The organism is Streptomyces sp. NPDC085596 (assembly GCF_044541565.1).
Taxonomy (GTDB): Bacteria; Actinomycetota; Actinomycetes; order Streptomycetales; family Streptomycetaceae; genus Streptomyces.
The window spans coordinates 380,214-405,756 of the sequence record NZ_JBITTC010000003.1 but is presented as its reverse complement, the minus strand read 5'-3'; the positions used below and the strand labels follow the sequence as shown (position 1 = coordinate 405,756).

The 25,543-nt window shown below is 73.0% G+C and carries 24 protein-coding genes and 1 pseudogene; 10 read left to right on the top strand and 15 right to left on the bottom strand.

Going from position 1 to position 25,543, the window contains the following annotated elements; genetic code table 11:
* Positions 1-143 precede the first annotated feature (143 nt).
* Entirely contained in the window at positions 144-683 is a 540-nt protein-coding gene (locus tag ACIGA3_RS11815; RefSeq protein ID WP_399713393.1) for a hypothetical protein, read from the bottom strand.
* On the opposite strand from ACIGA3_RS11815, the pseudogene ACIGA3_RS11810 reads away from it, so the two are divergent.
* Positions 640-792, top strand: a pseudogene (locus ACIGA3_RS11810) (helix-turn-helix domain-containing protein); the annotation flags it as partial. The gene ACIGA3_RS11815 and the pseudogene ACIGA3_RS11810 overlap by 44 nt on opposite strands.
* A 56-nt stretch (positions 793-848) precedes the next feature.
* Here ACIGA3_RS11810 and ACIGA3_RS11805 read toward each other — a convergent pair.
* From ACIGA3_RS11805 to ACIGA3_RS11795, 3 genes are all read right to left on the bottom strand, one after another.
* The gene (locus tag ACIGA3_RS11805; RefSeq protein WP_399714031.1) at positions 849-1,154 is read right to left on the bottom strand and encodes a hypothetical protein; all 306 of its coding nucleotides are present in this window, start codon (positions 1,152-1,154) and stop codon (positions 849-851) included.
* A gap of 478 nt (positions 1,155-1,632) precedes the next feature.
* A complete protein-coding gene (locus tag ACIGA3_RS11800) occupies positions 1,633-2,598 on the bottom strand; it encodes a pirin family protein (protein ID WP_399713390.1) in 966 nt (321 codons plus the stop codon).
* Positions 2,599-2,645: 47 nt separating this feature from the next.
* Positions 2,646-3,431, bottom strand: a complete 786-nt coding sequence (locus ACIGA3_RS11795; protein ID WP_399713387.1) for a pyrroline-5-carboxylate reductase family protein — start codon at positions 3,429-3,431, stop codon at positions 2,646-2,648.
* Positions 3,432-3,545: 114 nt separating this feature from the next.
* On the opposite strand from ACIGA3_RS11795, the gene ACIGA3_RS11790 reads away from it, so the two are divergent.
* Genes ACIGA3_RS11790 through ACIGA3_RS11780 form a run of 3 tightly spaced genes read left to right on the top strand, consistent with a single transcriptional unit; the run spans position 3,546 to position 5,862 of the window.
* Positions 3,546-4,226, top strand: a complete 681-nt coding sequence (locus ACIGA3_RS11790) for an ABC transporter permease (RefSeq protein WP_399713384.1) — start codon at positions 3,546-3,548, stop codon at positions 4,224-4,226.
* A complete protein-coding gene (locus ACIGA3_RS11785) occupies positions 4,223-4,894 on the top strand; it encodes an ABC transporter permease (RefSeq protein ID WP_399714012.1) in 672 nt (223 codons plus the stop codon). Before ACIGA3_RS11790 ends, ACIGA3_RS11785 begins: the two co-directional genes overlap by 4 nt.
* Positions 4,895-4,920: 26 nt before the next feature.
* Positions 4,921-5,862: an ABC transporter substrate-binding protein gene (locus ACIGA3_RS11780; protein ID WP_399713382.1), complete on the top strand. Its 942-nt coding sequence runs from the start codon at positions 4,921-4,923 to the stop codon at positions 5,860-5,862.
* Between the two features lies 1 nt (position 5,863).
* On the opposite strand, the gene ACIGA3_RS11775 is transcribed toward ACIGA3_RS11780, so the two are convergent.
* The 4 genes from ACIGA3_RS11775 to ACIGA3_RS11760 all read right to left on the bottom strand — a co-directional run bounded on the left by ACIGA3_RS11775 (position 5,864) and on the right by ACIGA3_RS11760 (position 9,951).
* Positions 5,864-7,018 (bottom strand): betaine/proline/choline family ABC transporter ATP-binding protein, encoded by a 1,155-nt coding sequence (locus ACIGA3_RS11775; RefSeq protein WP_399713380.1) that lies wholly within the window; start codon positions 7,016-7,018, stop codon positions 5,864-5,866.
* 64 nt (positions 7,019-7,082) lie between these two features.
* On the bottom strand, positions 7,083-7,724 hold the full coding sequence (locus tag ACIGA3_RS11770) for a lactate utilization protein C (RefSeq protein ID WP_399713378.1): 642 nt from the start codon (positions 7,722-7,724) through the stop codon (positions 7,083-7,085).
* Positions 7,721-9,199, bottom strand: a complete 1,479-nt coding sequence (locus ACIGA3_RS11765; RefSeq protein ID WP_399713376.1) for a lactate utilization protein B — start codon at positions 9,197-9,199, stop codon at positions 7,721-7,723. The genes ACIGA3_RS11770 and ACIGA3_RS11765 overlap by 4 nt, the downstream gene beginning before the upstream one ends.
* Positions 9,196-9,951, bottom strand: coding sequence for a (Fe-S)-binding protein (locus tag ACIGA3_RS11760; protein WP_399713373.1), 756 nt, complete (start codon positions 9,949-9,951; stop codon positions 9,196-9,198). Before ACIGA3_RS11760 ends, ACIGA3_RS11765 begins: the two co-directional genes overlap by 4 nt.
* A 95-nt stretch (positions 9,952-10,046) precedes the next feature.
* On the opposite strand from ACIGA3_RS11760, the gene ACIGA3_RS11755 reads away from it, so the two are divergent.
* Entirely contained in the window at positions 10,047-10,871 is an 825-nt protein-coding gene (locus tag ACIGA3_RS11755) for a pentapeptide repeat-containing protein (RefSeq protein WP_399713371.1), read from the top strand.
* Here the strand turns inward: ACIGA3_RS11755 and ACIGA3_RS11750 are convergent.
* A complete protein-coding gene (locus tag ACIGA3_RS11750) occupies positions 10,833-12,347 on the bottom strand; it encodes a cytochrome P450 (protein WP_399713369.1) in 1,515 nt (504 codons plus the stop codon). The genes ACIGA3_RS11755 and ACIGA3_RS11750 overlap by 39 nt on opposite strands.
* Positions 12,348-12,491: 144 nt before the next feature.
* Between ACIGA3_RS11750 and ACIGA3_RS11745 the strand changes: the two genes are divergently transcribed.
* The gene (locus tag ACIGA3_RS11745; RefSeq protein ID WP_399713365.1) at positions 12,492-13,097 is read left to right on the top strand and encodes a TetR/AcrR family transcriptional regulator; all 606 of its coding nucleotides are present in this window, start codon (positions 12,492-12,494) and stop codon (positions 13,095-13,097) included.
* A 108-nt stretch (positions 13,098-13,205) separates the two neighbouring features.
* Positions 13,206-13,931, top strand: a complete 726-nt coding sequence (locus tag ACIGA3_RS11740) for a DUF2470 domain-containing protein (RefSeq protein ID WP_399713363.1) — start codon at positions 13,206-13,208, stop codon at positions 13,929-13,931.
* Here ACIGA3_RS11740 and ACIGA3_RS11735 read toward each other — a convergent pair.
* The 4 genes from ACIGA3_RS11735 to ACIGA3_RS11720 form a co-directional block, all read right to left on the bottom strand.
* Positions 13,899-15,083 carry a lactonase family protein gene (locus ACIGA3_RS11735; protein ID WP_399713361.1) on the bottom strand — a complete coding sequence of 395 codons (1,185 nt, stop codon included), beginning with the start codon at positions 15,081-15,083 and terminating at the stop codon, positions 13,899-13,901. The genes ACIGA3_RS11740 and ACIGA3_RS11735 overlap by 33 nt on opposite strands.
* Before the next feature lie 148 nt (positions 15,084-15,231).
* Positions 15,232-16,491, bottom strand: coding sequence for an aromatic acid exporter family protein (locus ACIGA3_RS11730; RefSeq protein ID WP_399714010.1), 1,260 nt, complete (start codon positions 16,489-16,491; stop codon positions 15,232-15,234).
* Between the two features lie 96 nt (positions 16,492-16,587).
* Entirely contained in the window at positions 16,588-17,082 is a 495-nt protein-coding gene (locus ACIGA3_RS11725) for an FBP domain-containing protein (protein ID WP_399713358.1), read from the bottom strand.
* Between the two features lie 135 nt (positions 17,083-17,217).
* Positions 17,218-17,862: a PAS domain S-box protein gene (locus tag ACIGA3_RS11720; RefSeq protein WP_399713356.1), complete on the bottom strand. Its 645-nt coding sequence runs from the start codon at positions 17,860-17,862 to the stop codon at positions 17,218-17,220.
* A gap of 231 nt (positions 17,863-18,093) precedes the next feature.
* On the opposite strand from ACIGA3_RS11720, the gene ACIGA3_RS11715 reads away from it, so the two are divergent.
* Together ACIGA3_RS11715 and ACIGA3_RS11710 are read left to right on the top strand one after the other, a co-directional pair.
* Entirely contained in the window at positions 18,094-21,267 is a 3,174-nt protein-coding gene (locus ACIGA3_RS11715; RefSeq protein WP_399713353.1) for a cytochrome P450, read from the top strand.
* Positions 21,268-21,382: 115 nt separating this feature from the next.
* Positions 21,383-22,672: an ROK family protein gene (locus ACIGA3_RS11710; RefSeq protein WP_399713351.1), complete on the top strand. Its 1,290-nt coding sequence runs from the start codon at positions 21,383-21,385 to the stop codon at positions 22,670-22,672.
* 177 nt (positions 22,673-22,849) lie between these two features.
* Here the strand turns inward: ACIGA3_RS11710 and ACIGA3_RS11705 are convergent, their stop codons facing one another.
* Positions 22,850-23,878: a PHP domain-containing protein gene (locus ACIGA3_RS11705; protein WP_399713348.1), complete on the bottom strand. Its 1,029-nt coding sequence runs from the start codon at positions 23,876-23,878 to the stop codon at positions 22,850-22,852.
* Positions 23,879-24,001: 123 nt separating this feature from the next.
* Here ACIGA3_RS11705 and ACIGA3_RS11700 point away from each other — a divergent pair, with 123 nt between their 5' ends.
* Positions 24,002-24,262: a hypothetical protein gene (locus ACIGA3_RS11700; protein ID WP_399713345.1), complete on the top strand. Its 261-nt coding sequence runs from the start codon at positions 24,002-24,004 to the stop codon at positions 24,260-24,262.
* Positions 24,263-24,296: 34 nt separating this feature from the next.
* Here the strand turns inward: ACIGA3_RS11700 and ACIGA3_RS11695 are convergent, their stop codons facing one another.
* Positions 24,297-25,529 carry an RICIN domain-containing protein gene (locus ACIGA3_RS11695; RefSeq protein WP_399713342.1) on the bottom strand — a complete coding sequence of 411 codons (1,233 nt, stop codon included), beginning with the start codon at positions 25,527-25,529 and terminating at the stop codon, positions 24,297-24,299.
* Positions 25,530-25,543 lie beyond the last annotated feature (14 nt).

The window sequence follows — 25,543 nt, the reverse complement described above, 5'->3', positions numbered from 1 at the left end:
TTCCATCGCGGGGGGGCGCCCCGGGCGAGGGGGGCCACTTTGACCCGGGCTCTGACGTTCAGGTTGATGTTTTTCTTGATCTTGCCCCCCGGCGGCGTCGCCCGGCCGCTCGCGGGGCGACGCCTCATTGGGTTGGGTGAGAGCTACCGGGCCATGAGACCGACAGGCAGGCGCGGGTGTCGCAGGAAGACACGGGTCGCGGCGCGCATCGGGAGCTCGCGGGCGAAGTTCGGTGCGAGTTCGGTGTGCTGCCGGACCGGTTGAGGGATGTGTCGGTCCGGCGTGAAGCCGAGCATCTTGGAAAAGGCGGTCCACGCGCGGGAGTCGGCGTTGGGCCCGGTTGCCGCGTGGTGGGCGGCGAGAAGGTGCGCGGCGAGCGCGTCACCGGCACCGGCGGCGAATCGCCACCAGTAGGTGGCCGACTCGCGTTTGTCGAGGCTGTAGGGCAGGCATCCGAAGGTTCGGGCGCCAGCCTCGTCGTAGTCGGCTGCGAAGGCTTCGAGGGTGTCGATCTCTGCGGAGCGCAGGACGGTGCTGCACAGCTCGGTCACGTAGCTGAAGGCGAAGCTCTGGCTGGCCTTCAGGTCGAAGGGGTTGATGGGGGTGGGGCGGCGCCGGCGCGAGCGCGGCCGCGCAGCTCCCGCCCCGGCGGAACGTGCCCGGCTTCGCGAGGCCGCCGGCATCACCCAGGCCCGCCTCGCGGCTGCGCGGAAGACCACGACGCAGACAGTCAAGAACTACGAGAACGGCCGCTGCCAGCCGAAGTCGCCGCGCCTGGAGGCGTACCAGCGGCCTGCCGCCGTCGTGAATGATCAGTCCGTACTCCTGGAACTTGGCGCTGTAACCGATCAGCGCGTCCGGGCAGGCGAAGGGGGTCGTGCTGGTCGCAGGCCGAAGGTGAGGCGGTCGACGATGGCCGCGCAGATCCGGGGGTCGGTGAAGGGCTTGGTCCGGCCGGAGAACGACTGCCCGGCCGCCGCCGCGATCCGCGCGGCGGCCGCCGCCATCCCGTCCGGACCCTTCAGCCAGCGCTCGCCGCCGTCGACGGCACGTGGCGGGATCGGGCGCAGCAGCCGGGCCGCGTCCAGCACATCGGCCAGACGGTGCTGACCGGTATCGGCGTGGCGCACCGCGTTCGAGACGACGACCGGCACTCCGGCGTGATCTCGGCCGACGGTGCTTGGCCTCCACTGGCGTCTCCGGTGGAGTCGGGTCGTCCCAGGGCACGTGTTGTGCTGCGTCGGGGGGGTGTGACGCGCCCCGCGCTGCGTTTGTGGGAACCCCATAACAGGGGCCTTAGGTCAGCATCGTTCCGATGAAGGCGGCGTTTCGAGCTCGCCGGGCGAGCGCTGCGCCGCTGGCGGCTCGCGGCGCGACTTCGAAAACGCGGTGGTGAGAGGGGTGCGGGATGAGCGAGTACCCCCTTCCGCAAGGACCTGACTGCCTGTCGGCAAAGTCAGCATTGGGTCAGCATCAGTCCGAGCAAGGGTGGTTAAGCCTGGCGAAACTTGCACTTCGAGGGTGGGTGGAATGAGTGGCTGGAGAGGCGTTTGCTTGTGCAGTGCGAACGGGCCGGGCGGGGCATGTGTCCCTTCGCCTGGCTGCGCGTACTCCCGTCCAGAAAGTGCCAGGTCAGCGCACTCGACCCCGTGGTTTCAGTGGCACGGACGGCAGTTCAGGCGCGAGCAGTCGCTCCCCCTCGTACCCCTTCACCTCACCAAATCGCGAACCCCTCATCCAGTCCTCCCGAGCCCGGCTGATGTCCTCCTGCGTCCGCCCCACGAAGTTCCACCACATGATCAACTCCTCCGCGAACGGCTCCCCGCCCAGCAGCATGATCGAGGCGTCGGAATCCGCATGGAGGGGGAGGTCGGTGCGGCCGCAGCCGAGGTAGAGCATGGAGCCGGGGGTGACGGGGACGCCGTCCACGTGGACCTCGCCGGACATCGACAGGACGCCGTACTCGAAGTCGGGGTCGAGGGGGAGTCGGGTTCGGGTGCCCTCGGTGAGGGCGAGGTCGGCGCCGACGAGGGGGGTGTACGTGGTGCCGGGGGACGTCGTGCCGTCCAGAGAGCCCAGGATCACCGTGGCCGTCAGGCCCGGTGCGGTGACCGTCGGCAGGTCCGCGTGGTACTCGAAGTGCGGGTCGGTGTGGCGGTGTTCGTCCGGCAGGGCCACCCACAGCTGGGCTCCGTGCAGGTAGCGCGCGTGGGACCTCGGGCTCTCCTCGGAGTGGCTGATCGCCCGCCCCGCCGTCATCAGGCCCAGCTCACGCGGGCGGATGGTCTGGCGGCTGCCGGTCGAGTCCCGGTGCAGCACCTCGCCCTCGTGCAGCCAGCTCACCGTCTGGAGGCCGATGTGCGGATGCGGCGGCACCTGCATGCCGGGCTCGTCCGCGATGTCGTCCGGGCCGTAGTGGTCGACGAACGCCCACGCGCCGATCATGCGGCGGCCCAGGTTCGGCAGCAGGCGGCGGACCTCGGTGGACTCCCCGAGCTTCACCGTACGGGGGCTCAGCAGTTCGCGGACCGGTTCGGCGACGACGAAGCCACGGCCACCGCATGCGCTCGGCTCCGGCGCGAGGTCAAGGTTGCTCATGCGGCCAACCTAGCGCTCACTCCACCGGCCGGTGGGGCCGCGTCCCCTCACCCCGCCAACTCCCGCGCCCGCTCCGTCGTAGCCTCCAGTGCCGCCCGTACCGATTCCCCCACCCGGTGTTCCCGCAGCGTGGCGATGCCCTCTGCCGTTGTTCCGTGCGGGGTGCTCGCCTGGCGGTACAGGGATTCCGGAGTCACCCCCGGCTCCGTCAGGAGGTCCGCCGTTCCCCGCAGGACCTGGCTGGTCAGCACCAGTGCGTCCGCCGCGGCGAACCCCGACCCTCGGGCGAAGCCCATGAAGGACTGGGCGAGGTAGGCCACCAGGGCCGGGCCGCTGCCCACCAGCGCGGTCGCCGCGTCCAGCAGGGACTCGTCCCGGACCACCAGCACCCGGCCGATCACCGACAGCGCCCGCTCCGCGCGCTCCACCCCATCCGGACGCACCTGGCCACCAGGGCACAGCACCGTCATGCTCTGGCCCACCCGCGAGGCGAGGTTCGGCATCGCCCGCAGCACCGCGTCCGTGCCGAGGGCCGACGCGAGCGTCTCCAGCCGTACCCCCGCCATGATCGAGACGACCGTCGTGTCCGCGCACGCCTTCGGCGAAAGGCCGTCGGCGAAGGACTCGAACGCCTGCGGAGGGATGGCGAGGACGAGAAGGTCGCCCGGCCGGGGATCGTACGCCGCCGCCACCTCCGCGCGGCCGTCCGGCGACGCCCGGCGTTCGGCCGAGGGCTCCACGATCACCACCTCGACCCCCGGCAGCCCGTCCAGCAGGCCCCGTACGATGACCGACCCCATGTGGCCGGCACCGACGACGACGATTCGTTCCACAGCCGCCACACTCCTCGCTTCGGATGCCAGAAGTGATACCAAAAGGGATGTTCCGGCCCCCGTACGGGCCACCACAACGCGCCGACCCCCTGCCCCGGCCGGTGCAATGGACGGGTGACCGCCGCCCCGGACGACTGCCTCGCGCGCAACGAGTGGATCTGCGGCGACTATCTGAGCACCCGCCGCCAGATCCTCCTCGACGCGGTCGGGCAGCACCTGGCGCTGACGGCGCTGTCCGTGCTCATCGGGCTGGTCATCGCGCTGCCGCTCGCCGTGCTCGCCCGCCGCTGGGGCTGGGCCGCGGGGCCGGTGCTCGCCGTCACCACCGTCCTCTACACCATCCCGTCCCTGGCGATGTTCTCCCTGCTGCTCCCCGTCTACGGCCTGTCCGCCACCCTCGTCGTCGCCGGGCTGGTGCTGTACTCGCTCACCCTGCTGGTGCGGAACATCCTCGCCGGACTGCGCGCCGTGCCGGAGGAGACCCGGGAGGCCGCGCGCGGGCTCGGCTTCGGGCCCGTCCGGCTGCTGCTCACCGTCGAGCTGCCGCTCGCGCTGCCCGCCGCGATGGCCGGGCTGCGCATCGCCACCGTGTCGGCGGTCTCCCTGGTGACGATCGGCGCGATCGTCGGCTTCGGCGGGCTCGGCAATCTGATCTACGCGGGCATGAACACCTACTTCAAGGCCCAGGTCCTCACCGCGTCCGTGCTGTGCGTGATCATCGCCGTCGCCGCCGACCTGCTTCTGCTGGGCGTGCAGTGGCTGCTCACCCCGTGGGCGAGAAAGGGCCGTACATGAACGTGCTCGGCTCCACCTGGGACTGGCTCGCCGACCCCGCCCACTGGTCCGGCGACGACGGTGTCTGGCACCGGCTGCTGCAGCACCTCCTGCTCACCGTCGTCTGCCTGATCGTCAGCTGTCTCATCGCACTGCCCGTCGCGCTGGTCCTCGGCCACCTCGGCAGGGGCGGCGCGCTCGCCGTCAACATCTCCAACGTCGGCCGGGCCGTACCCACCTTCGCCGTGCTGGTGCTGCTCCTGCTGACCCCGGTCGGGAAGTGGGGGGAGGGGCCCACCGTCGTCGCCCTGGTGCTGTTCGCCGTGCCGCCGCTGCTCACCAACGCCTACGTCGGCATGCGCGAGGTCGACCGTGGCGTGGTGCAGGCCGCGCGCGGCATGGGGATGACCGGGCGGCAGACGCTGGTCCGGGTCGAGGTGCCGCTCGCGCTCCCGATGATCCTCAACGGGGTGCGGATCGCCGCCGTCCAGCTCGTCGCCACCGCCACCATCGCCGCGCTCGCGGGCGGCGGCGGCCTCGGCCGGATCATCACCGCGGGCTTCAACCTGGCCAGCACCCCGCAGGTCGTCGCGGGCGCCATCCTCGTCGCCCTGTTCGCGCTGCTCGTGGAGGGCGTCTTCGAGATCGTGGAACGGCTCGGCCCCACCTGGGCGAAGGGCGGCCGGTGAAGGCCCGCCAGGGCGAACGGCGGCCGATGAGAGCCCGCGCGGCCCTCGCCGCCGCCGCCCTCGCCACCCTCACCGCCTGCGCCTCCGGCCCCTCCCTGGAGAACCAGGGCGCCGTCACCGCGCCGCCCGGCGACAGCCACCACCTCACCATCGGCTCGGCCGGTTTCACCGAGAGCGACCTGCTCGCCCAGCTCTACGCCCAGCTCCTCGACCAGGCCGGCTACAAGACCTCGCTGATCACCGTGGCCAACCGCGAACTGTACGAACCCGCCCTGGAGTCCGGGCAGATCGATGTCGCCCCCGAGTACGCCGCCACCTTCGCCGACTGGCTCAACGCCAAGGAGCACGGCGCCGACGCGCCCCCGGCCGGCTCACCCGACCTCGCCGCCACCATGAGGAACCTGCGCGCCCTGGCCACCCCGCGCGGACTCACCGTCCTCCCGCCGGGCCGGGCCGTCGACCAGAACGCCTTCGCGGTCAGCGCCTCCTACGCCCGCCGCCACCACCTCAAGACCCTCAGCGACCTCGGCGCCTCCGGGCTCGAGGTGCGCCTCGCGGCGGGCGACGAATGCGTCAAGCGGCCGTACTGCGCCCCCGGCCTGAAGAAGGTGTACGGGATCGACATCACCGCCGTCGATCCCAAAGGTGTCGGCACCACCCCGGCCAAGCAGGCCGTGCAGTCCGGCCGGGACCAGCTGGTGCTGACCACCACCACCGACGCCACCCTCGGCTCCTTCGGCCTGGTCCTCCTCGCCGACGACAAACACCTCCAGAACGCCGACTACGTCGTCCCCGTCGTCAACCGCGCCCGCGCCGGCAGCGAGCGGGTCGCCAAGGCGCTCGGCAAGCTCAACGACGTACTCACCACCCAGGACCTCGCCGACATGAACCGGCAGGTCGACAGCTGGCGGCGGCTGCCCGCCGACGTGGCCCGCACGTACTTGCAGGACCACGGCCTGATCAAGTGACCTACGCGTCCGACACCGAGTCGAACGGCACCTGCCCCCGCGCCACCCCCAGCGCGTCCGCGTCCACCGACCGGCGCAGCGCCTCGTGCAGCTTGGCCGGGGTCAGCACGCCCAGCAGCCGGGACCCGTCCAGCACCGCGACCCACCCGGCGTCGTACTGGAGCATCACCCCGAACGCCTGCTTCAGCGGGGCGCCCACCGGTACCCACGCCGTCATCCGGTGGGCCAGCTCACCGACCGTGCCGCCCGCCGCCAGCTCGTCCAGCCCCACCCAGCCGTGCAGATCGCCGTCCGCGTCCAGTACGACCGCCCAGCGCGCCCCCTCCTCACGCAGACGCCGGGCCGCGCCCTCGGCGGGCTCGTCCGGTCGGGCCACCGGCGGCTGCTCCAGGTCATCCGGCTCGATCGCGGTCACCGACAGCCGCTTCAGCCCCCGGTCGGCGCCCACGAACCCGGCGACGTACGGGGTCGCGGGCGCCCCCAGGACCGCGCCGGGGGTGTCGTACTGCTCGATGCGGCCCTCGCCGTACACCGCGATGCGGTCACCGAGGCGGACCGCCTCCTCGATGTCGTGCGTGACCAGCAGCACCGTCTTGCGCACCGCCTGCTGCATCCGCAGGAACTCGTCCTGCAGCTGCTCGCGCACCACCGGGTCGACCGCGCCGAACGGCTCGTCCATCAGCAGGACCGGGGGGTCGGCGGCGAGCGCCCGCGCCACCCCGACCCGCTGCCGCTGCCCGCCGGAGAGCTGCTCCGGGTAGCGCGCGCCGAACGTCTTGGGGTCCAGGCCCACCAGGTCCAGCAGTTCGGCGGCGCGCGCCCGGGCCTTGGCCCGCTTCCAGCCGAGCAGGGACGGCACGGTCGCCGTGTTGTCCAGCACCGTGCGGTGCGGGAAGAGGCCGACCTGCTGGATGACGTACCCGATCCGGCGGCGCAGCCGGACCGGGTCGACACGCGCGATGTCCTCGCCGTCCACGACGATCCGGCCCGCGGTGGGCTCGATCAGCCGGTTCACCATCATCATGGTGGTCGTCTTGCCGCAGCCGGAGGGGCCGACCAGCGTGACGAGTTCGCCCTCGGACACCTCGAAGGACAGGTCGTCCACGGCCGTCGTACCGTCCGGGTAGCGCTTGCTGACCTGCTCGAACCGGATCATTCCCCCACGCTAGCCGGGGTCCCGGCCCCCCGCCCGGCCCCGCTGGCCGAAGGGATGACACGGCTCAGCCCAGCAGCACGACCTCCAGCGTGCGCGGCCCGTGCACGCCCTCCACCCGGTTCAGCTCGATGTCGCTGGTGGCCGACGGGCCGGAGATCCAGGTCAACGGGCGGGCGGGGGAGAGGCGTTCGAGGGCCTGCGGCACGGACGCCACCACTTGGCCGGGGACCCGGACCACGCAGATGTGGTGGTCGGGCACAAGGGTGATCCGGCGGCGGCCCTGGCCGGGCCCGCCGTCCAGGACGAGGGTGCCGGTCTCGGCGACGGCCACCGCGCAGCCGGTCACCACACTGTCCACGGTGTCCAGCTCGTACGGGGTGCTGTCCGCGCGGTCGGGGACGTGCACCGGGTCGGCGGCCGCGAGCCACGCCGACGGCAGCCCCTCCGGCACGAGAACACTCCGAGCGCCTCGTGCCGCCAGCAGCCGTGCGATCAGGGGCGAGAGTTCGGCCTCCCCGCAGCGGTGCACCACGGCCCGGTAGTCGGCCAGGTTCGCCGCGAGCAGCTCCACCGTCTCCTCGGGGGTGCGCTCGCCGTGCTCGCGCGCATAGTCGCGCGGGACCGCCCGGTCGTACGGCGTGTCGTCCTCGGGTACGTCGGCCAGCGCGCGCCGGACCCGGCCCAGGACGCGTTCCCGGTCGCTCACTTCGTCTCCTCCTTGCCGCCTCGGGTGCGTACCCACCAGTCCCGGAACGGCTCGGCGGGCAGCTCCGGCAGATCGCGCGTCGCCGTCCACGCCGCGCCGGGGCCCGGCAGGGTGCGCGGGCGCAGGCGGCGGGCGCGGGAGGCGAGGCGCTGGCCGGTGCGCAGGGCCGTCGGCCGGGTGAAGGTCCAGCGGGCTGCCCGCATGGCCGTCCGTTCCGCCGTGTGTCCCTTGGCCGGCTTCAGCACCACCCGGTTGCCCTCGCGCACCGCCGGGCCGCCCTGAACGACCCGTTCGCGCAGCCGGACCAGTACCTCGGGGATGTCGATGGCGACCGGGCACACCTCGTAGCAGGCCCCGCACAGCGAGGACGCGTACGGCAGCGAGGCGTCGATCTCGCTTGCCGTACCGCGCAGTTGGGGGCTGAGGATGGCGCCGATCGGGCCGGGGTAGACCGAGCCGTAGGCGTGGCCGCCCGCGCGCTCGTACACCGGGCACACGTTCAGGCAGGCCGAGCAGCGGATGCAGCGCAGGGCCTGACGGCCGACCTCGTCGGCGAGGGTGTCGGTGCGGCCGTTGTCCAGCAGCACCAGATGGAAGGTGCTCGGGCCGTCGCCGTCGGCCGTGCCGGTCCACATGCTGGTGTACGGGTTCATGCGCTCGGCCGTGGAGGAGCGGGGGAGGGTCTGCAGGAAGACCTCCAGGTCACGCCAGGCGGGGATGACCTTTTCGATGCCGACCACCGAGATCAGGGTCTCCGGCAGGGTCAGACACATCCGCCCGTTGCCCTCGGACTCCACGACCACCATCGTGCCGGTCTCCGCGACCATGAAGTTGGCCCCGGACACCCCGACCTTGGCCCGCAGGAACTTCTCCCGCAGATGCAGCCGCGCCGCCTCCGCCAGCTCGGCGGGGCTGTCGGACAGGCCCTCCGGAGCGGGACGGCCCCAACGGGCCATCGCGGTACGGAAGATGTCGCGGATCTCGGCCCGGTTGCGGTGGATGGCCGGGACCAGGATGTGCGAGGGGCGGTCCTCGCCCAACTGCACGATCAGCTCGGCGAGATCGGTCTCGTAGGCCCGGATGCCCGCCGCCTCCAGCGCCTCGTTGAGCCCGATCTCCTGCGTGGCCATCGACTTGACCTTCACGACCTCCGACTCGCCCGTTTCATGGACGAGTCGGGTCACGATCCGGTTGGCCTCAGCCGCGTCCGCCGCCCAGTGGACCGTGCCGCCCGCCGCGGTGACCGACTCCTCCAACTGCTCCAGATACCGGTCGAGATGGCGGAGCGTGTGCTCCTTGATCCGGCTGCCCGCCTCGCGCAGCTCCGCCCAGTCGGACACCTCCGCCACGGCCGCCGCCCGCTTGGCGCGGATGGTGTGGGTGGCGTGCCGCAGATTGGCGCGCAGGGTGTCGTCGTCCAGCGCTTCCCGTGCCGCCTCCGGGAAGGCGGGCATTCCGACGAAGGTCTCGTTCACCGGGCCGGTTCCTCCTCCGTGCTCGCCAGGATCTCCGCGATGTGCACCGGCCGTACCGCCGAGCCGGCCCGGCTCATCGTGCCACCCAGGTGCATCAGGCACGAGTTGTCGGCCGCGCACAGCACCTCGGCGCCGGTCGACTCGGCGTTGCGCATCTTGTCCGCGCCCATCGCCGCCGACACCCCTGCGTTCTTGACCGCGAAGGTGCCGCCGAACCCGCAGCACTCGTCGGCGCCGGGCAGCTCGACCAGTTCGAGCCCTCGCACGGCCTCCAGCAGACGGCGCGGCCGGTCACCGAGGCCGAGAGAGCGCAGGCCGTGGCAGGTGGGGTGGTAGGTGACCTTGTGCGGGTAGGCGGCGCCGACGTCGGTGACGCCCAGCACGTCCACCAGGAACTCCGTCAGCTCGTACGTCTTCGGCACCACCGGCGCCAGTACGTCGGCCAGGTCCTCCCCCCGGCCCTCCGCGCGGGCCCGCTCGCCCAGCCTCGGGTACAGCTCCCGCACCATCGCCGCGCACGAACCGGACGGCGTGACGATCGCGTCGTACTCCGCGAAGACCTCCGCGAAGTGCCGGGCCAGGGGTTCCGTCTCGTGCCGGTAGCCGGTGTTGTAGTGCGCCTGCCCGCAACAGGTCTGCGCCAGGGGGAAGTCGACGTCGACGCCGAGGCGGCTCAGCAGTCTCACCACGGCGCGGCCGGTGTCCGGGTAGAGCGTGTCATTGACACAGGTCAGGAACAGGGCGACACGCATCGCGGCTCCTCGGGCCTCGAAGATCGGACAGGGGCAGCGTAGTCAGGCCGGAGCCCGGCGGAAGAGGGACCGCGCAGGTCAGTACCCTTGCCGCGATGCCTGATCACATACCCGTCCTCAGCGCCGATTGTGCCAACTGCTTCGGCCTCTGCTGTGTCGCCCTGCCCTTCGCCCGCTCCGCCGACTTCGCGCACGACAAACCCGCCGGGAAACCCTGCGTGAATCTGCGCGAGGACCACGCCTGCGGCATCCACACCGAGCTGCGCGCCAAGGGGTACGCGGGCTGCACGGTCTACGACTGCTTCGGCGCCGGTCAGCGCGTCTCCCAGGTCACCTTCGGCGGCCGCGACTGGCGCACCGGCGGCAAGGCGCAAGCCCGGCTGATGTACGAGGTGTTCCCGGTCGTCCGGCGCCTGCACGAACTCCTGTGGTACCTCACCGAGGCGCTCGGTCTCGACGCCGCCCGCCCCCTCCACCCGGAGCTGCGCGGCGCGCTGGAGCACACCGAGCGCCTCGCCGAGCAGGAACCCGAGGAACTGGCCGCGCTGGACCCGGCCGCCCACTGGCACGAGGTGGCCGCACTCCTCCTCCGGGCATCCGAGTTGGCCCGCAAGGGGGTCGGCCGCAAGAAGGGCCGGGACCGGCGGGGCGCGGATCTGGCGGGCGCGCGGCTGGGGGGTGCCGATCTGCGCGGGGTCAGCCTGCGCGGCGCCTGTCTCATCGCGGCCGACCTGAGCGGCGCGGACCTGCGGCACGCCGATCTGATCGGGGCCGACCTGCGGGGCGCCGACCTGGCCGACGCCGACCTCACCGGTGCCCTGTTCCTCACCCAGCCGCAGGTCAACGCGGCCCGAGGGGGACCCGGCACCCGGCTGCCGGGCTCACTCGTCCGCCCCGCGCACTGGACAGCGTCCCGCTGAACCGGCGTCCGGCTCCGGGGCGCCCACCGGCGCGGCGGCGGGGACGCTCCGGCGTTCCAGGCCGAGGCGCAGGCCCTCCGGCATCAGGGTCAGGCGCTCGGTGACCTTCAGCCGGTAGCCGGGGTCGGGGATCAGCTCGTAGCGGCGCAGCAGCAAACCGAGCACCAAGGTGGCTTCGTGCAGGGCGAATTGACGCCCCACGCAGGCCCGGGCGCCCGTGCCGAACGGCTTGAAGGTGTGCGGCGGGCGGGCCCGTACGGCCTTGGCGTCGAAGCGGTCCGGGTCGAACCGCTCGGCGTCGTCGCCCCACACCTCGGGGTCGCGGTGCAGCATCGGGGTGAGCACCAGCGCCCAGCCGCCCCGGCGCATCGGATGCTCCCCGGCCAGCACGGTGTCCCGCGTGGCCTCACGGGCGAAGGCCGGCGCGGTCGGCCAGAGCCGCAGCGACTCGTCCAGCACCCGGCGCAGATAACGCAGCCGGGCCACCTGCTCGTAGCCCGGCTCCGGGGTGTCGCCCCAGACGCGGTCCACCTCGGCGCGGGCACGGGCGGCGACCTCGGGATGCTCGGCCAGGTAGTACAGGGCGAACGACAGCGCGCCCGAGGTGGTTTCGTGGCCCGCCACCAGGAACGTGATCACCTGCTTGCGGACGTTCTCCGGTGACAGCCGCTCCCCGGTCCCGGGGTGGGCCGTCTCCAGCATGCGGTCCAGCAGGTCGCCGTCCCCGCCCCCGGAGCTGCGGCGGGCGGCCACCAGCGCGTCGACCGTGTCGTCGAGGTAGGCGATGTCGGCGGCGTTGCGCCGGGCGGCGCCGCGCTGGAGCAGCGGGGGCATCGGCACGCTGTTGAGCCGCTGGGCGTGGGCGAGGGTGCCGACCATGGCGGTGACGAACGGGTGCGGCCGGTCGCGTTCGAAGGAGCCGAAGTCGTGCCCGAAGCCGGTGCGGGCGATGGTCTCCAGCGTCAGCCGGGTCATGTCGCCGGGCACGTCCACCGTGCGCCCGGCGGCCAGCTCGCGGTCCCAGTGACCGGTCAGCCGGCCGGCGACCGCCAGCATCATCGCGTGGTACCCGGCCATCGCCTCCCTGCTGAAGCCGGGCGCGAGCACGTCGTGCGCCAACTGCCAGTTGGGCTCGTGGTTGTACGCGGTGAACAGCCCGTCCCCGGCGACCGGGCGCAGGTTGGCCACCCCGAGGCCGACGTGCTTGGCGAACCGGGTCTCGTCCGCCAGATCGGCGGCCAGCTTCGCACCCCACAGGAACACGAACTCCCGGTCGAGCACCCGGCGCCGGAAGATCGGGCCCAGCTCGCGCGCCAGGCGCATCGAGTCCTGGACCGGGGTGCGCCGGTCGACGCCCAGCACATCGCCGAGCAGTGGCAGTCTGCGCGGCGGATGCGGGATGCGGTCCAGCTCCGGCCAGCCCTGCTCGGCACTGCGGAACCCCTTGGGCAGCGTCGCCCCCGTCGTCTCGGCCATGACGCGATCTCCCTTGATCCGGTGGCCTGTTGACCGTCCGCCACGCGCGTGTTGAACGCCAGTTCAATAGTGCTGGCAGTCTGGTCCGCCTACTGAACCGACGTCAAGCAACGTGCCGCAGGGGGTGTCCAGTAGGGTGACGGCATGCCCGCGAACCAGGGGGAACGCGCCCGGCGCAGAATGAGCACCGAGGAGCGCCGCGAGCAACTGCTGGCGGTCGGGGCGCGCCTGTTCTCCGAGAGCCCGTACGACGACGTCTGGATCGAGCGGGTCGCCGAGATCGCCGGGGTCTCCCGAGGTCTGCTGTACCACTACTTCCCGACGAAACGGGACTTCTTCGCCGCCGTGGTGGAGCGGGAGAGCGAGCGGATGCTGCGGATGACCGCGGCCGTCCCCGGCGTGCCGGTCCGCGAACAGCTCGGCGCCGGGCTCGACGCCTATCTCGGGTACGTCGAGACGCACGCCCACGGCTTCCGCGCCTTCCACCGCGCCGACGCGGCCGGTGACCAGGCCGTACGCCGGGTGTACCAGCGGGCGCTGGCCGCGCAGGAGCGGCAGATCCTCGCCGCGCTGGCGGCCGACCCCGAGTTCGGGCCCGCCTTCGAGGGCGCCCCGCAGGCCCGGCTGGCCGTGCGCGGCTGGCTCGCCTTCACCACCGCCGTCTGCCTGGAGTGGCTCCGCGAGGGCGAACCGGGCCGGGACAAGGTGCGGGAACTGTGCGCGCGGGCGCTGCTCGGCGCCATCGCCTGACGTCGCGTTCTACGGAACTCCGTCCGCGTCACCCGATCGGCGCGGCGCGGTTGGCGTATACCCGGATCTTCGATAAGTTAGGCAAGGCTTACCTAAGGAGGGCTCGGGATGGGTGACACGCAGGACTGGGCGGCAGGACCCGGAGCGGCGGAGCGGGCGCGGTCGGTCCTTGCGGCCGCGTGGTCGTGCGCGGTGACCGCGGACGGCGCCCGCGAGGAGTACGTCGGCGCGCACACCGTGACCGGGGAGGGCGGAGTGCTGCTCGACGTGCCGGAGGACAGCGCCCTGTTCGCCGCCGCGCTGTGCGCCCCGCGCGGCGAGCCCACCGCCGTGCTGGAGTTCGCCGACGTGTCCCCGGTGCCGGTGCGCCAGCGCATCCGGGCCCGGCTGTGGCTCGCCGGCTGGTTCACCCAGCGCGGCGCGCGGCTGCTGTTCCAGCCCACCCGGGTGGTGCTGCGCCAGCCCTCGGGGGCCGTCCTGATCGGTCTCGAGGAGTTCGCGGCCGCCCGGCCCGACCCGCTGGCCACCGCCGAGGCGCAGCTGCTGACCCACCTCGCCGACTCCCACCCGGACGCCGTGGAGCGGCTCACCCGGCTGGTCCGGCCGGAGAGCCTGCACGCCGTGACCCGCGTGGCACCGCTCGCGGTGGACCGGCACGGGCTCACCCTGCGCATCGAGCGCACCCGGGCGCACGGCGACGTACGGCTGGCGTTCCACACGCCCGCCGATGACGTCTCGCAGCTCACCGAGCGCATGCACGCGCTGCTCACCCAGGCCAGCGCCGCCGCCTGCCCGCGCGCCCTACAGCGGCACCGCGCAGACGGCGACGGGTGACGCGTACGGCTCACCCGCCGGGCTGAGCGCTCCGGTACCGGTGTCGACGTGGAACACGCTCACCGTGCCGGAGCGCTGGTTCGCCGTGAACAGCAGGCGGCCGTCCGGCGTGAGCGCGAGCTGGCGGGGGAAGTCCCCGCCCACCGGCACCGTGCCCAGCAGCCGCAGCCGGGCGCCGTCCTCCTCGACGGCGTACCGGGCGACAGTGTTGTGCCCCCGGTTGGCGAGGAACGCGAAGCCGCCGTCCGGCGTCACCACGAACTGCGCCGGGTAGTTGGTGGCGTCCCCGGTCGAGCCCGAGGACTGCGGCTCGCCCACCGTCAGCCGGCCGGTCGCGGCGTCGTAGGTGCAGACGGCCACCGTGTCGTCCACCTCGTTGGCCAGATACGCGTACCGCCCGTTCGGATGGAACGTCAGATGGCGCGGGCCCGCGCCCGGCCTGGTGTGCGCCTGGGACACCTCGGTCAGCGTGCCCCGCCGCTCGTCCAGCCGGTAGGTGTAGACGGTGTCGGTGCCCAGGTCGACGGCGAGCACATGGCCGCCGTCCCGGCTGGTGATGAACTGGTGCGCGTGCGGGCCCTGTTGGCCCGGTCCCGGCGCCGGGTCGGTGTGCGTGACCAGCGCGGTGCGCTCGCCGAGGGCGCCCGAGGCGTCGACGGGGTGCACGGCGACACTGCCCGAGCCGTAGTTCGCGCTCAGCAGCCAGCGGCCGCTCGGATGCACAGAGAGATGACAGGGCCCCGAACCGCCCGTGCTCCGGCTGCCCAGCACCTTCCGGTCCGCCGGCCGTACGGCGGTGACCGCGCCGTCCTCGCGCTCGTCGACCGCGTACAGCGTGTGTCCGTCCGGGTGGACGGTGAGATACGACGGGTCGGGGATCTCGGCCAGCGGCTCCGCGTCGGTGATCGCGCCCGACACCGGGTCGTACCGGGCCACGGACACGCCCTTTCCGCCGCCCTCCACGGAGGTGTAGGTGCCCAGGTAGAGCGGGCGGGTCCCCGGTTCGGCCCGGTGGGGCCGCGGCGCCGGTGCGCTCTCGGGGGGCGGCGCCGCGGGTGCGGGCACCGTCACGACGGCGGCCGTGCCCGCCATGGCGCCGACGAAGCGCCGCCTGCTCCAGCCGTCCCGTTCCGCCCGCGCTTCGCTGTCCATGCCGCCCCTACCGTGCTCACCCGTCACCGTGGTCCCGGCCACCCTGTCGCGGACCGGCCGCCGAAGGCAAGACGGACCGGCAGGCAAGACGGGGCGGGCGGTGAGGGCAAGGCGGGGCGGGCGCCCGCCAGTCCCCTCCGGTGTCCCCTCAGCCAGAACGCCCGCCGACCCCCGTACGGTTCCGCCACAGGTCCTCCTGGACGCCCAGGCGCTGGCGCAGCCGGTTGATGCGGGGCATCTTCGCGCGCTGCTGGCGGGACACCCGGTCCAGCTCCTCCAGCAGGCGGTGGCTGCGGTGCTCGGTGTCCAGCTCGTCGATGATCCGGCTGACCTCGGTGAGGACCGCGCCGAGCAACTGCCAGTCCTCGAAGTCCTCCTCGACATGCGCCTGGAGCTGTTCCGCGAGCCGGTCGCGGGTGGCGGCGGCCATGTGCAGCTCGGCGGTCAGCCGGGACTCGGCCGACTCGGCGTTCGCGCTCAGGTCGGTGGTCACCAGCACCGCGAAGCTCACCACCGCGTCCGCGATCTCGGACAGCACCTGCTCGACGGTCGCCCCGATCGGCGGCGGGAACAGCTCCTTGGCGCCCCGTGACTTCGCCAGGTCCGTGAAGGAGCGGGCCAGGACCCGCAGGACGACCGTGCAGATCTCCAGCGTGTCCAGGCCGGTGCGCAGCACCACCCGGTGCAGCAGGCCCTCCTTGACGCGCGGGTTGAGCCGCAGGCTCTCCTCGGCCTGCCGCAGGGCCGCGTCCACCTGGATGATGTCGTGGTCCAGCCGGCGCGCCTCGTGCAGCCGCTCGGCCGCCCGCTGCCAGGGGATGGTGCCCGCCGCTTCCTCACCCATACGGAGCATCAGCTGACGCACCCGGCGGGCCAGCCACTCGATGGAGCGGCCGGCCGCGTCCACCCACACCGGGGGCGGCAGCAGCAGATTGCAGGCCATGCCGATGATGGCGCCGATCAGGGTCTCCACGATCCGCGCCCAGGCGGTGTAGCCGACCGTGGTGACGCCGAGCACGAGCATCGCGCTGATCGCCACCTCGTTCACGTACTCGTGCACGCGCACCAGATGACCCACGCTCAGCGCGGCCACCAGCAGCAGCGCCAGGCTCCACCAGGTCAGGCCGACCAGGAGGCTGAAGACGATGGCGACCAGGACACCCGTCACCACCGCGTTCACCCGGCGGATGCCGTTGGTGAGCGTGGCGAAGAAGGTGACCTGGACGACCAGCAGGGCGGTCAGGGGCGCGGTCAGCGGCGCCGGTTCCGGGCTGAGCCGCAGCGCGATCACATAGGCGACCGTGGCCGCCGCGGCCGACCGCAGTGTCTGGACGACCACCGGCTCCCGGCGGCGCGCGACCAGGCGCCGCAGCGCGTCGGCCCACTTGCGTCGCTGCGGCGCGTCCATCCACTTCCGTACGTCTGGCATCCTTTGGCGTCTTCCCTTTCCGTCACCGCGCCGAACGGGGCCGTTCGAGCACCGTGTACGCGAAAGGGCTTCCCCTCAGGCGTACAGCTGATCGACGAAGGCCGTCAGGTTGCCGCCCGCGCGGGCGATCTGCTCCTCCGTCGTGAGGCTCTCCTCGAACCTGCTCCCCGACTCCGGCACCTTCTTCCCCCGGAGATACAGGGAACACGCCAGGTCGGCGCACATGTACACGCCGACGGAGTTGCCATCACGGCCCGCCGGGCCCACCTTGCGGGCGGTCATGAGGGAGACACCGCCGCCACGATGGGTCGTCAGGCACACCGAGCACATGCTGCGGTGCTGGAACCCGCGACGGACCGTCGGGGAGCGCAGCGCGATGCCCACGAGGCTCTCGCCGCGTTCGAGCACCAGATAGCCGCGGTCGGGTGCGCCCGGATCGCGCCAGCCCAGGAAGTCGAGGTCGTCCCAGGGGCGTTCGCCCAGGTCGCGGGGGACCGCCAGCCGCTTGGCGTCACCCTTGGAGCAGTTGACGAAGGAGGCGCGGATGTCCTGCTCGGTGAGGGGGCGCATCGGGGGAGTCCTTCTGTTGTAGCCACGAGCCTAGGGGGTCTAGGTTTTACGAGGTTACAGAGAGCGGGCGCGCCGGGCCAAGGGGTTTTCCGCCCGCCGCCCGCCTGCTGCCCGTCCACCGCCCGCCCGCGACCCCTACTCCGCCTCGGCTCCCCGGACCCGTGGCGGCCACACGCCCGGCGCGAGCACGCCCAAGGCGTAGGCGCGGGCGACCAGTTCCGTCCGGTTGGCCGCATGCCAGCGGGCGGACAGACGGCGCAGGTGATAGGTGACACCGTCCCGGCTCAGGCCCAGCTCACGGGCGGCCCGGCCGGTCGTGGCACCCCCGGCCAGCAGCGCCAGCACCGCGCCCTCCACCGGGGTGACGGGCACCGGCTCGGGGGCGGGTTCCGGCTCGGTCTCCCCGAGCACCCGGAGCATCACCAGCAGTGCCGGAGTCGCGTCCACGCGGTCGCTCACCGGGTCGGCGGTCAGCTCCCCGTACCGCTCCGCCCCGCCGGGCGTGCTCCAGCTCACCGACACCTGGTAGCGGGAGCGGTGCCGCAGCCGCAGGGCCTCCGCGATCCGCTCCACCTGGCCGGCCTCCTGCGGCCGGAACAGCTCCAGTACGTCACGACCGCGCAGCTGCCCCGGTGTCGTACCGCACTCGGCGGCCATCGCCGGGTTGGCCAGCACCACCTTGCCGTACACATCGCAGACCGCGACCGGCACCGCCACCCGGTCGAAGAGCGTCAGGGCCCGGTTGCGCCACACCACGGCATCCGCCAGCCCCCATTCCACGCCAGCCTCCCAGGTGCCGAACCGTCCCCACCATCCAAGACGAAAACCCAGGTCAGCGGCAACTTAGGACGTACTTCAGAGCCGGTGCGCAAGTACTGGCGCCGACTTTCCACTGCACGTTCGTGTAGTGGCCCGGCATGGGCGCGCCCCGCCGCTGGAGCACGCTGGAAAACGCCAGTCCCGCCCCCCGCGAAACACTAGTCCCGCCCCGCGAAAGGCAGTTGCCGCGCCATGCCCCCCACCGCACCGCACCCCGAGCCCCCCGCACTCACCGGCGTGCCGGTCGTCGACATCACCGCCACCGGGCCGACCCGCACCCCCATCCAGCAGGTCATGGAACTGATGCGGACCCACGGGCCGGTGCTGGTGCGCCGCCTGCACGGGCGCGACGCGCTGTTCGTCGCCGACGCCGACCTGATCGCCGACCTCGCCGACGAGGACCGCTTCGCCAAGCACATCGGCCCCGCGCTGGAGAACGTGCGCGCCTTCGCCGCCGACGGCCTGTTCACCGCGTACAACGACGAGCCGAACTGGGCCAAGGCCCACGACATCCTGATGCCCGCCTTCGCGCTCGGCTCCATGCGCGCCTACCACCCGGTGATGCTGAAGGTGGCCCGGCGGCTCATCGAGGCATGGGACCGCTCCGCCCGCGCCGGACAGCCGGTGAACGTCCCCGACGACATGACCCGGATGACGCTCGACACCATCGGCCTCGCCGGGTTCGACTACGACTTCGGCTCCTTCGAGCGCGCCGAGCCGCACCCCTTCGTCGAGTCGATGGTGCGCTGCCTGGAGTGGAGCATGACCCGCCTGGCCCGCGTGCCGGGCGGCGACTACACCACGACCGACGCCGCCTTCCGCAAGGACGCCGACTACCTCGCCGGAGTCGTGGACGAGGTCATCGCCGCCCGCACCGGCACCGACCAGAGCGAGGCCACCGACCTGCTCGGGCTGATGCTCACCGCCCAGCACCCCGCCGACGGCACCACCCTGGACACCGCGAACATCCGCAACCAGGTCATCACCTTCCTCATCGCCGGCCACGAGACCACCTCCGGCGCGATGTCCTTCGCCCTGTACTACCTGGCCAAGCACCCCACCGCGCTCCGCCTGGTCCAGCGCGAGGCCGACGCCCTGTGGGGCGACGCCGCCGACCCCGAGCCGTCCTACGACGACATCGGCAAGCTCACCTACACCCGCCAGGTGCTCAACGAGGCGCTCCGCCTGTGGCCGACCGCCGCCGCGTTCAGCCGGGAGGCCCGCGAGGACACCCTGCTCGGCGGGCGCGTTCCGCTGCGCGCCGGGCAGGCCGTCAGCGTGCTCGTGCCGATGCTGCACCGCCAGCCCGTCTGGGGCGACAACACCGAGCTGTTCGACCCCGACCGCTTCACCGCAGAGGCCGAGGCGGCCCGCCCGGTGCACGCCTTCAAGCCCTTCGGCACCGGTGAACGCGCCTGCATCGGGCGGCAGTTCGCGCTGCACGAGGCGACCATGCTGCTCGCCATGCTGGTCCACCGCTACCGGCTGCACGACCACGCCGACTACGCGCTGGACATCAAGGAGACCCTCACCCTCAAGCCCGAGGGCTTCACCCTCACCCTGACCCCGCGCACCGACGCCGACCGCGTCCACTCCCCGCTGCCCGGCGCCGCCGCCGTGACGGCCGCCGAGGACACCGACGCGCAGGGTCTCCCCGCCCGCGTCCGCCCCGGCACCGCCGCCCTGTTCCTGCACGGCAGCAACTACGGCACCTGCCGCGACTTCGCCGGACAGCTCGCCGACGAGGCCGCCGCGCTCGGCTGCGCCACCGAGGTCGCCCCGCTGGACGCCTACGCCGACGGCCTGCCCACCGACCGGCCCGTCGTCATCGCCGCCGCCTCCTACAACGGCCGCCCCACCGACGACGCCGTCGCCTTCGCCGCCTGGCTGGAGGGCGACCACGACCTCACCGGCGTCACCTACACCGTGCTCGGCGTCGGCGACCGCAACTGGGCCGCCACCTACCAGCACATGCCGACCCGCATCGACGCCCGCCTCGCCGAGCTGGGCGCCACCCGCCTGACCGGGCGCGCCGCCGCCGACGCCTCCGGCGACCTCACCGGCGCCGTCCGCGACTACACCACCGCGCTGCGCACCGCCCTGCTCACCGAGTACGGCGACCCCGACGCCACCACCCCCGCCGACGAGCCCGACACCGCCTACGAGGTCCGCGCCCTGACCGGCGGCCCGCTCGACGCCCTCACCGAGCGGCACGAACTGGTCCCGATGACCGTCACCGAGGCGTACGACCTCACCGCGCCCGGACACCCGCGCGTCAAGCGGTTCCTGCGCGTCGCCCTGCCCGACGGCGTCACCTACCGCACCGCCGACCACCTCACCGTGCTGCCCGGCAACGCCCCCGAGACCGTGGAACGGGCCCTCGCCGCGCTCGGCGCCGACCCCGACGCGGTACTCGACATCCGCGCCACCCGCCCGCGCCGCGACGGACTTGCCGTGGACCGCCCGCTGACCGTGCGCGAACTCCTCACCCGGCATGTCGAGTTGCAGGAGCGGCCCACCGCGCGCCAGCGCGAACTGCTCGCCGCGGCCAACCCCTGCCCGCCCGAGCGCGCCGCCCTCGCCGCCCTCACCGGTGACGACCCGCGCACCCTGCTCGAACTGCTGGAGGACCACCCCGCCCTGCGCGAGGCGCTCGACTGGCCCCGCCTGCTCGACCTGCTCACCCCGCTGCGCCCGAGGCACTACTCCATCTCCTCCTCCCCGGCCGCCGACCCGCGCCACGCCGACCTCATGGTCTCCGTGCTGGACGCCCCCGCGCGCTCCGGCAACGGCCGCTACCGGGGCACCGGTTCGGGGCACCTGGCCGGTCTGCGAGCCGGTGACACCGTGTACGCCCGCGTCCAGCCCTGCCGCGAGGCGTTCCGCACCGACACCTCCACCCCCATCGTGCTGATCGCGGCCGGCACCGGTCTCGCGCCGTTCCGCGGAGTGGTCATGGACCGGGCCGCCGCCCGCGCCCAGGGCGCCGAACTCCCGCCCGCGCTGCTCTACTTCGGCTGCGACGCCCCCGACGCCGACTATCTGCACGCGGCCGAACTGGGTGCCGCCGAGACCGCCGGAGCCGTCTCGCTGCGCCCCGCCTTCAGCGCGGCCCCCGTCGACGGCGCCCAGTTCGTCCAGCACCGCATCGCCGCCGAGGCCGACGAGGTCTGGGAACTGCTCGGCGCCGGGGCGCGCGTCTACGTCTGCGGCGACGGCGCCCGCATGGCACCCGGCGTCCGGGAGGCGTTCCGCGCCCTGTACCGCGAGCGCACCCCCGGCACGGACGAGGCGGCGGCGACGCGCTGGCTGGACGAGCTGGTCGGCGCCGGCCGCTACGTGGAGGACGTGTACGCGGCCGGCTGAGCCGTGCCCGCACCCCCTAGAAATCTCACAGCATGAAATAAGGGGGCCCGCGAAGTCGTGTCCGGCCTGTTCCGAGAGGTATGTTGCAGGCCGGGCACGGGTCGGAAGGGGCCACATGGCGGGGCGGAACGGGCGCACGGTACGCGATCTGAGGCGGGGCAACCGCACGGCCGTGCTGCACAGGCTGTACTTCGACGGTCCCCTCAGCCGCTTCGAACTGGGCCCGGCCACCGGACTCAGCTCCGGCTCGGTGAGCAACGTCGTCGCCGACCTGATCGCGGACGCACTCGTGGAGGAGGCCGGCAGCGTCGACTCCGACGGCGGCCGCCCGCGCACCCTGCTCCGTGTCGCCCCGCACAGCGGCCAGATGATCGGCGTGGACGTCGGCGAGACCCGCGTCCGCGTCGAGCTGTTCGACCTCGCCCTGACCGAACTGGCCCGCGCCGAGCGCCCGTTGACCCGGCCCGGCTACGACGTCGACGACATCACCGGCCACATCCGCGACGGCGTCGCCGAGGTGCTGGCCGCCGAGGGCGCGCGACCCGAGCGGCTGCTCGGTGTCGGCGTGGGCGTGCCCGGCATCGTGGAGCACACCGCCGACCGGGGCGCCGTGGTGCACGGCCAGACCATCGGCTGGGACGCCGTCCCGCTGGAGCGGCTGCTCCGCGCGACCTCCGGGCTCCCCGAGAGCGTGCCGTACTTCATCGACAACGGCGCCAAGACGCTCGGCCAGGCCGAGATGTGGTTCGGCGCCGGGCGCGGTGCCCGCAACGCCCTGGTGGTGCTCTTCGGCTCCGGCGTCGGCGCCTGCCTGGTCACCCCCGAGGTGGAGCACGGCCGCGCGGTGGAGTGGGGGCATCTGACGGTACGGGTGCGCGGGCGCCGCTGCCGCTGCGGGGCGCCGGGCTGCCTGGAGGCGTACGCGGGCGCCGAGTCGCTGCTGGCCCGCTGGCGCGAGGAGGGCGGACGCCCGCCCGAGGGCACCGACGAGGAGACCGCGCTCACCGCGATGCTCGCCGCCGCCTACCCGGCCGGGGACGCGGAACCCGACCCGGTCGCGCTCGCCGTGCTGGAGGAGACGGCCGAGTACCTGGGCGCGGGCCTCTCCGACCTGATCAACCTCTTCCAGCCCGAGCGCATCCTCATCGGCGGCTGGGCCGGACTCCAGCTCGGCACCCGCTTCCTGCCCGCCGTACGCCGGCACGCGGCCACCTACGCGCTGCGGTACCCGGCGGACCAGGTCACCATCGACCTGGGGCGGCTCGGGCCCGACGCGGTCACCGTCGGCGCGGCCATCCTGCCGCTGGCCGACTTCTTCGGCCGGGGCGGCCGGCGCGCCGAACCGGCCCCCGAGGACCGTCCGCCCGCCTGGCGGGCCGCGCTGGACGAGCGCACCCCGCGCTGACCCGGGCCGGGAGACGAAGATGCCCCGGCCGTGACGGGGGAATCACGACCGGGGCGGTCCATCAGCGGACGGGGTCCAGGTCAGGTCGGGCCCACGTCCACGTCTCGTTCAACGGACAACCACGGGGTGGCGTTCCCGTCCGGCGGAGTGATCCGGGTCACGCGCGCAAATGCCTGGTCAGGACGCCGGAATCCGCCCCTCGCGGGTCCACTCCAGCAGCTCGTCCGCCGTCCAGGTGTTCACCACCCGCTCGGCGGGCACCCCGCACTCCTCGGCGCGGGCGCAGCCCAGGATCTGCCAGTCCAGCTGGCCCGGCGCGTGCGCGTCGGTGTCGATGGCGAACAGCGTCCCGGCCGCCACCGCCTCGCGCAGCAGCCGTTTCGGCGGGTCCAGCCGCTCCGGACGGCTGTTGATCTCCACGGCGGTGCCCGCCCCGGCGCACGCGGCGAACACTTCGTCGGCGTCGAAGGCGGACTCGGGCCGCCCGCGCCCGGTGATCAGCCGGCCGGTGCAGTGGCCGAGCACGTCGGCGTGCGGATCGGACACGGCGGCCACCATCCGGCGGGTCATCGCGGCGGCGTCCATCTTCAGCTTGGAGTGCACCGAGACCACCACGACGTCCAGCCGCTCCAGCAGCTCCGGCTCCTGGTCCAGCGTGCCGTCGTCCAGGATGTCGCACTCGATGCCGGTGAGCAGCCGGAAGGGCGCCCAGCGCTCGTTCAGCGTCTCGATCAGGCCGAGCTGCTCGCGCAGCCGCTCGGGGGAGAGGCCGCGGGCCACGGTGAGGCGGGGGGAGTGGTCGGTGAGCGCGGTCCACTCGTGGCCCAGCCCGGCCGCCGCCCAGCCCATCTCCTCGATGCCGCTGCCGCCGTCCGACCAGTCCGAGTGGGTGTGGCAGTCCCCGCGCAGCAGGGCCCGCAGTTCCTCGCCGCCGTCCGCCGTCAGCGGGCCCCCGGCGTCCTCCTCCAGCGAGCGCAGATACGCGGGCGTCTCCCCGGCCACCGCCTCCTCGACCACCCGCGCGGTCTTCGGCCCGATCCCCTTGAGCGTCTGGAGCGTCCCGGCCGCCGCCCGCCGGGTGATCTCGTCCTCGGGCATGTCCTTCAGCACGCGTGCGGCCGTGCGGAAGGCCCGTACCCGGTAGGTGGGCGCGAGCGAGCGCTCCAGCAGGAAGGCGATCCGGTCCAGCGCCGCGACGGGTTCCATGGCCACCTCCCGGCTCCGCACGGACCTCCAGGGTTGCCCACGGGGGCGTCCGCCGCACGGCGGCGGCCCGGACGGCCCGTGCGGACGAGTCGTCCGTCCGCCTCGCGTTCTAGGCTCTAAGACATGACCGAACAATCAGCTCCGTACATGTCCAATCCGCGGATTCGGGTGCTCGGGGTGTGTCCGGGCAAGCCCGGCTCGCCGCCCTTCCGGATCATGGAGATCGACGGCGAGGTGATCGGCGAGGTCACGTCGATCACCGGTGTGCTGGAGGCCGCCGCCGCCCGCGGCATCGTCATCCACGATCTGGACGACCCCGACGTGGTCCGCTGGGTCGGCGGCGACAAATTCACCTGGCGGGTGCGCAGCACCAAGAGGCACTAGCGGCACCCGGAGGCACTGGCGGCACCAGGAGGGGCTAGCCGACCGTCCACTTCTGGGCGGCGGTGCCGTTGCAGGTCCAGAGCTGGAGCCGGGTGCCGTTGGCCGAGTTGGCGCCCGTCACGTCCAGGCACTTGTTGGCCTGCGGGTTGACGATGTCGTTGGCCGAGGAGACGACCCACTTCTGATTGGGGCCGCCCGCGCAGTCCCACAGTTGCAGGACCGTACCGTCCGCCGTGCCGTTGTCCTTCAGGTCCAGGCACTTGCCGAGCGCCCGGATCGTGCCGTCCGAGCCGACGGTCCACTGCTGCGCGGCGCTGCCGTTGCAGTCGTAGAGCTGTACGGGGGTGCCGTTGGCGGAGCTTGCCGCGGCCACGTCCGCGCACTTGCCGGCCAGGCCTCGGATGGCCTTGCCGCCCGTCGAGCCGCCGCTCGTGGTCACCGACACCGAGTCCACCACCAGCTGCGCCGGGAACTGGGTCGAGCCGTCCGGGTCGCCGGGCCAGTAGCCGCCGACGGCCAGGTTCAGGATCAGGAAGAACGGCTTGTTGAACACCCAGGTCTTCCCGCCCAGGTCGGCCGGGGTGCGCCGCTGGTAGACGTTGCCGTCCACCGTCCAGGTGATGGAGTCAGGCGCCCAGTCGACCGCGTAGGTGTGGAAGGCGTCGGCGAACGCCTGCCCGTTCGGCAGCGAGTAGCCCGCGCCGATGCCGCCCGCGCCCGAGTAGCCGGGGCCGTGGATGGTGCCGTGCACGGTGGAGGGCTCGAAGCCGACGTTCTCCATCACGTCGATCTCGCCCGAGTCCGGCCAGTTCACCGGCGTGCCCAGCATCCAGAACGCGGGCCACATGCCCTGCCCGCGCGGGATCTTCATCCGGGCCTCGACATGCCCGTACTGCGCGTTGAACTTGCCCGAGGTGTTCAGCCGGGCCGAGGTGTACTGGCAACTGCCGTACCAGCACTGGTAATTCGCCGGGTTCTCGCGCTTCGCGGTGATGACCAGGTGGCCCTGGCCGTCCAGCGCCGCGTTCTTGGTGCCCGAGGTGTAGTACTGCCGCTCGTGGTTGTTGACGTTGTCTCCGGTCTCCAGCGTCCACTTGGAGCCGTCGACGGCCGAACCCGCCGCGCCGTCGAAGGAGTCCGAGAACGTGGCCGCCGCGGCGGCCGGGGCGGCCGTCTGCGCCCTCGCGGGAGCGACGGCCGCCGAGCCGACCAGCGCGGCGGAGACAGCGGCCAGGAGGCATCTGCGGAGCAGGCGTGGGGATGCCATGACTCTCCGTTTCA

Excerpts from the sequence above, each read along its gene's own strand:
- ACIGA3_RS11815 (WP_399713393.1), bottom strand. The coding sequence starts at position 683 with ATGCCGGCGGCCTCGCGAAGCCGGGCACGTTCCGCCGGGGCGGGAGCT.
- ACIGA3_RS11800 (WP_399713390.1), bottom strand. The coding sequence starts at position 2,598 with ATGAGCAACCTTGACCTCGCGCCGGAGCCGAGCGCATGCGGTGGCCGT.
- ACIGA3_RS11785 (WP_399714012.1), top strand. The coding sequence starts at position 4,223 with ATGAACGTGCTCGGCTCCACCTGGGACTGGCTCGCCGACCCCGCCCAC.
- ACIGA3_RS11780 (WP_399713382.1), top strand. The coding sequence starts at position 4,921 with ATGAGAGCCCGCGCGGCCCTCGCCGCCGCCGCCCTCGCCACCCTCACC.
- ACIGA3_RS11775 (WP_399713380.1), bottom strand. The coding sequence starts at position 7,018 with ATGATCCGGTTCGAGCAGGTCAGCAAGCGCTACCCGGACGGTACGACG.
- ACIGA3_RS11760 (WP_399713373.1), bottom strand. The coding sequence starts at position 9,951 with ATGCGTGTCGCCCTGTTCCTGACCTGTGTCAATGACACGCTCTACCCG.
- ACIGA3_RS11755 (WP_399713371.1), top strand. The coding sequence starts at position 10,047 with ATGCCTGATCACATACCCGTCCTCAGCGCCGATTGTGCCAACTGCTTC.
- ACIGA3_RS11750 (WP_399713369.1), bottom strand. The coding sequence starts at position 12,347 with ATGGCCGAGACGACGGGGGCGACGCTGCCCAAGGGGTTCCGCAGTGCC.
- ACIGA3_RS11745 (WP_399713365.1), top strand. The coding sequence starts at position 12,492 with ATGCCCGCGAACCAGGGGGAACGCGCCCGGCGCAGAATGAGCACCGAG.
- ACIGA3_RS11740 (WP_399713363.1), top strand. The coding sequence starts at position 13,206 with ATGGGTGACACGCAGGACTGGGCGGCAGGACCCGGAGCGGCGGAGCGG.
- ACIGA3_RS11735 (WP_399713361.1), bottom strand. The coding sequence starts at position 15,083 with ATGGACAGCGAAGCGCGGGCGGAACGGGACGGCTGGAGCAGGCGGCGC.
- ACIGA3_RS11730 (WP_399714010.1), bottom strand. The coding sequence starts at position 16,491 with ATGGACGCGCCGCAGCGACGCAAGTGGGCCGACGCGCTGCGGCGCCTG.
- ACIGA3_RS11725 (WP_399713358.1), bottom strand. The coding sequence starts at position 17,082 with ATGCGCCCCCTCACCGAGCAGGACATCCGCGCCTCCTTCGTCAACTGC.
- ACIGA3_RS11715 (WP_399713353.1), top strand. The coding sequence starts at position 18,094 with ATGCCCCCCACCGCACCGCACCCCGAGCCCCCCGCACTCACCGGCGTG.
- ACIGA3_RS11710 (WP_399713351.1), top strand. The coding sequence starts at position 21,383 with ATGGCGGGGCGGAACGGGCGCACGGTACGCGATCTGAGGCGGGGCAAC.
- ACIGA3_RS11705 (WP_399713348.1), bottom strand. The coding sequence starts at position 23,878 with ATGGAACCCGTCGCGGCGCTGGACCGGATCGCCTTCCTGCTGGAGCGC.
- ACIGA3_RS11700 (WP_399713345.1), top strand. The coding sequence starts at position 24,002 with ATGACCGAACAATCAGCTCCGTACATGTCCAATCCGCGGATTCGGGTG.
- ACIGA3_RS11695 (WP_399713342.1), bottom strand. The coding sequence starts at position 25,529 with ATGGCATCCCCACGCCTGCTCCGCAGATGCCTCCTGGCCGCTGTCTCC.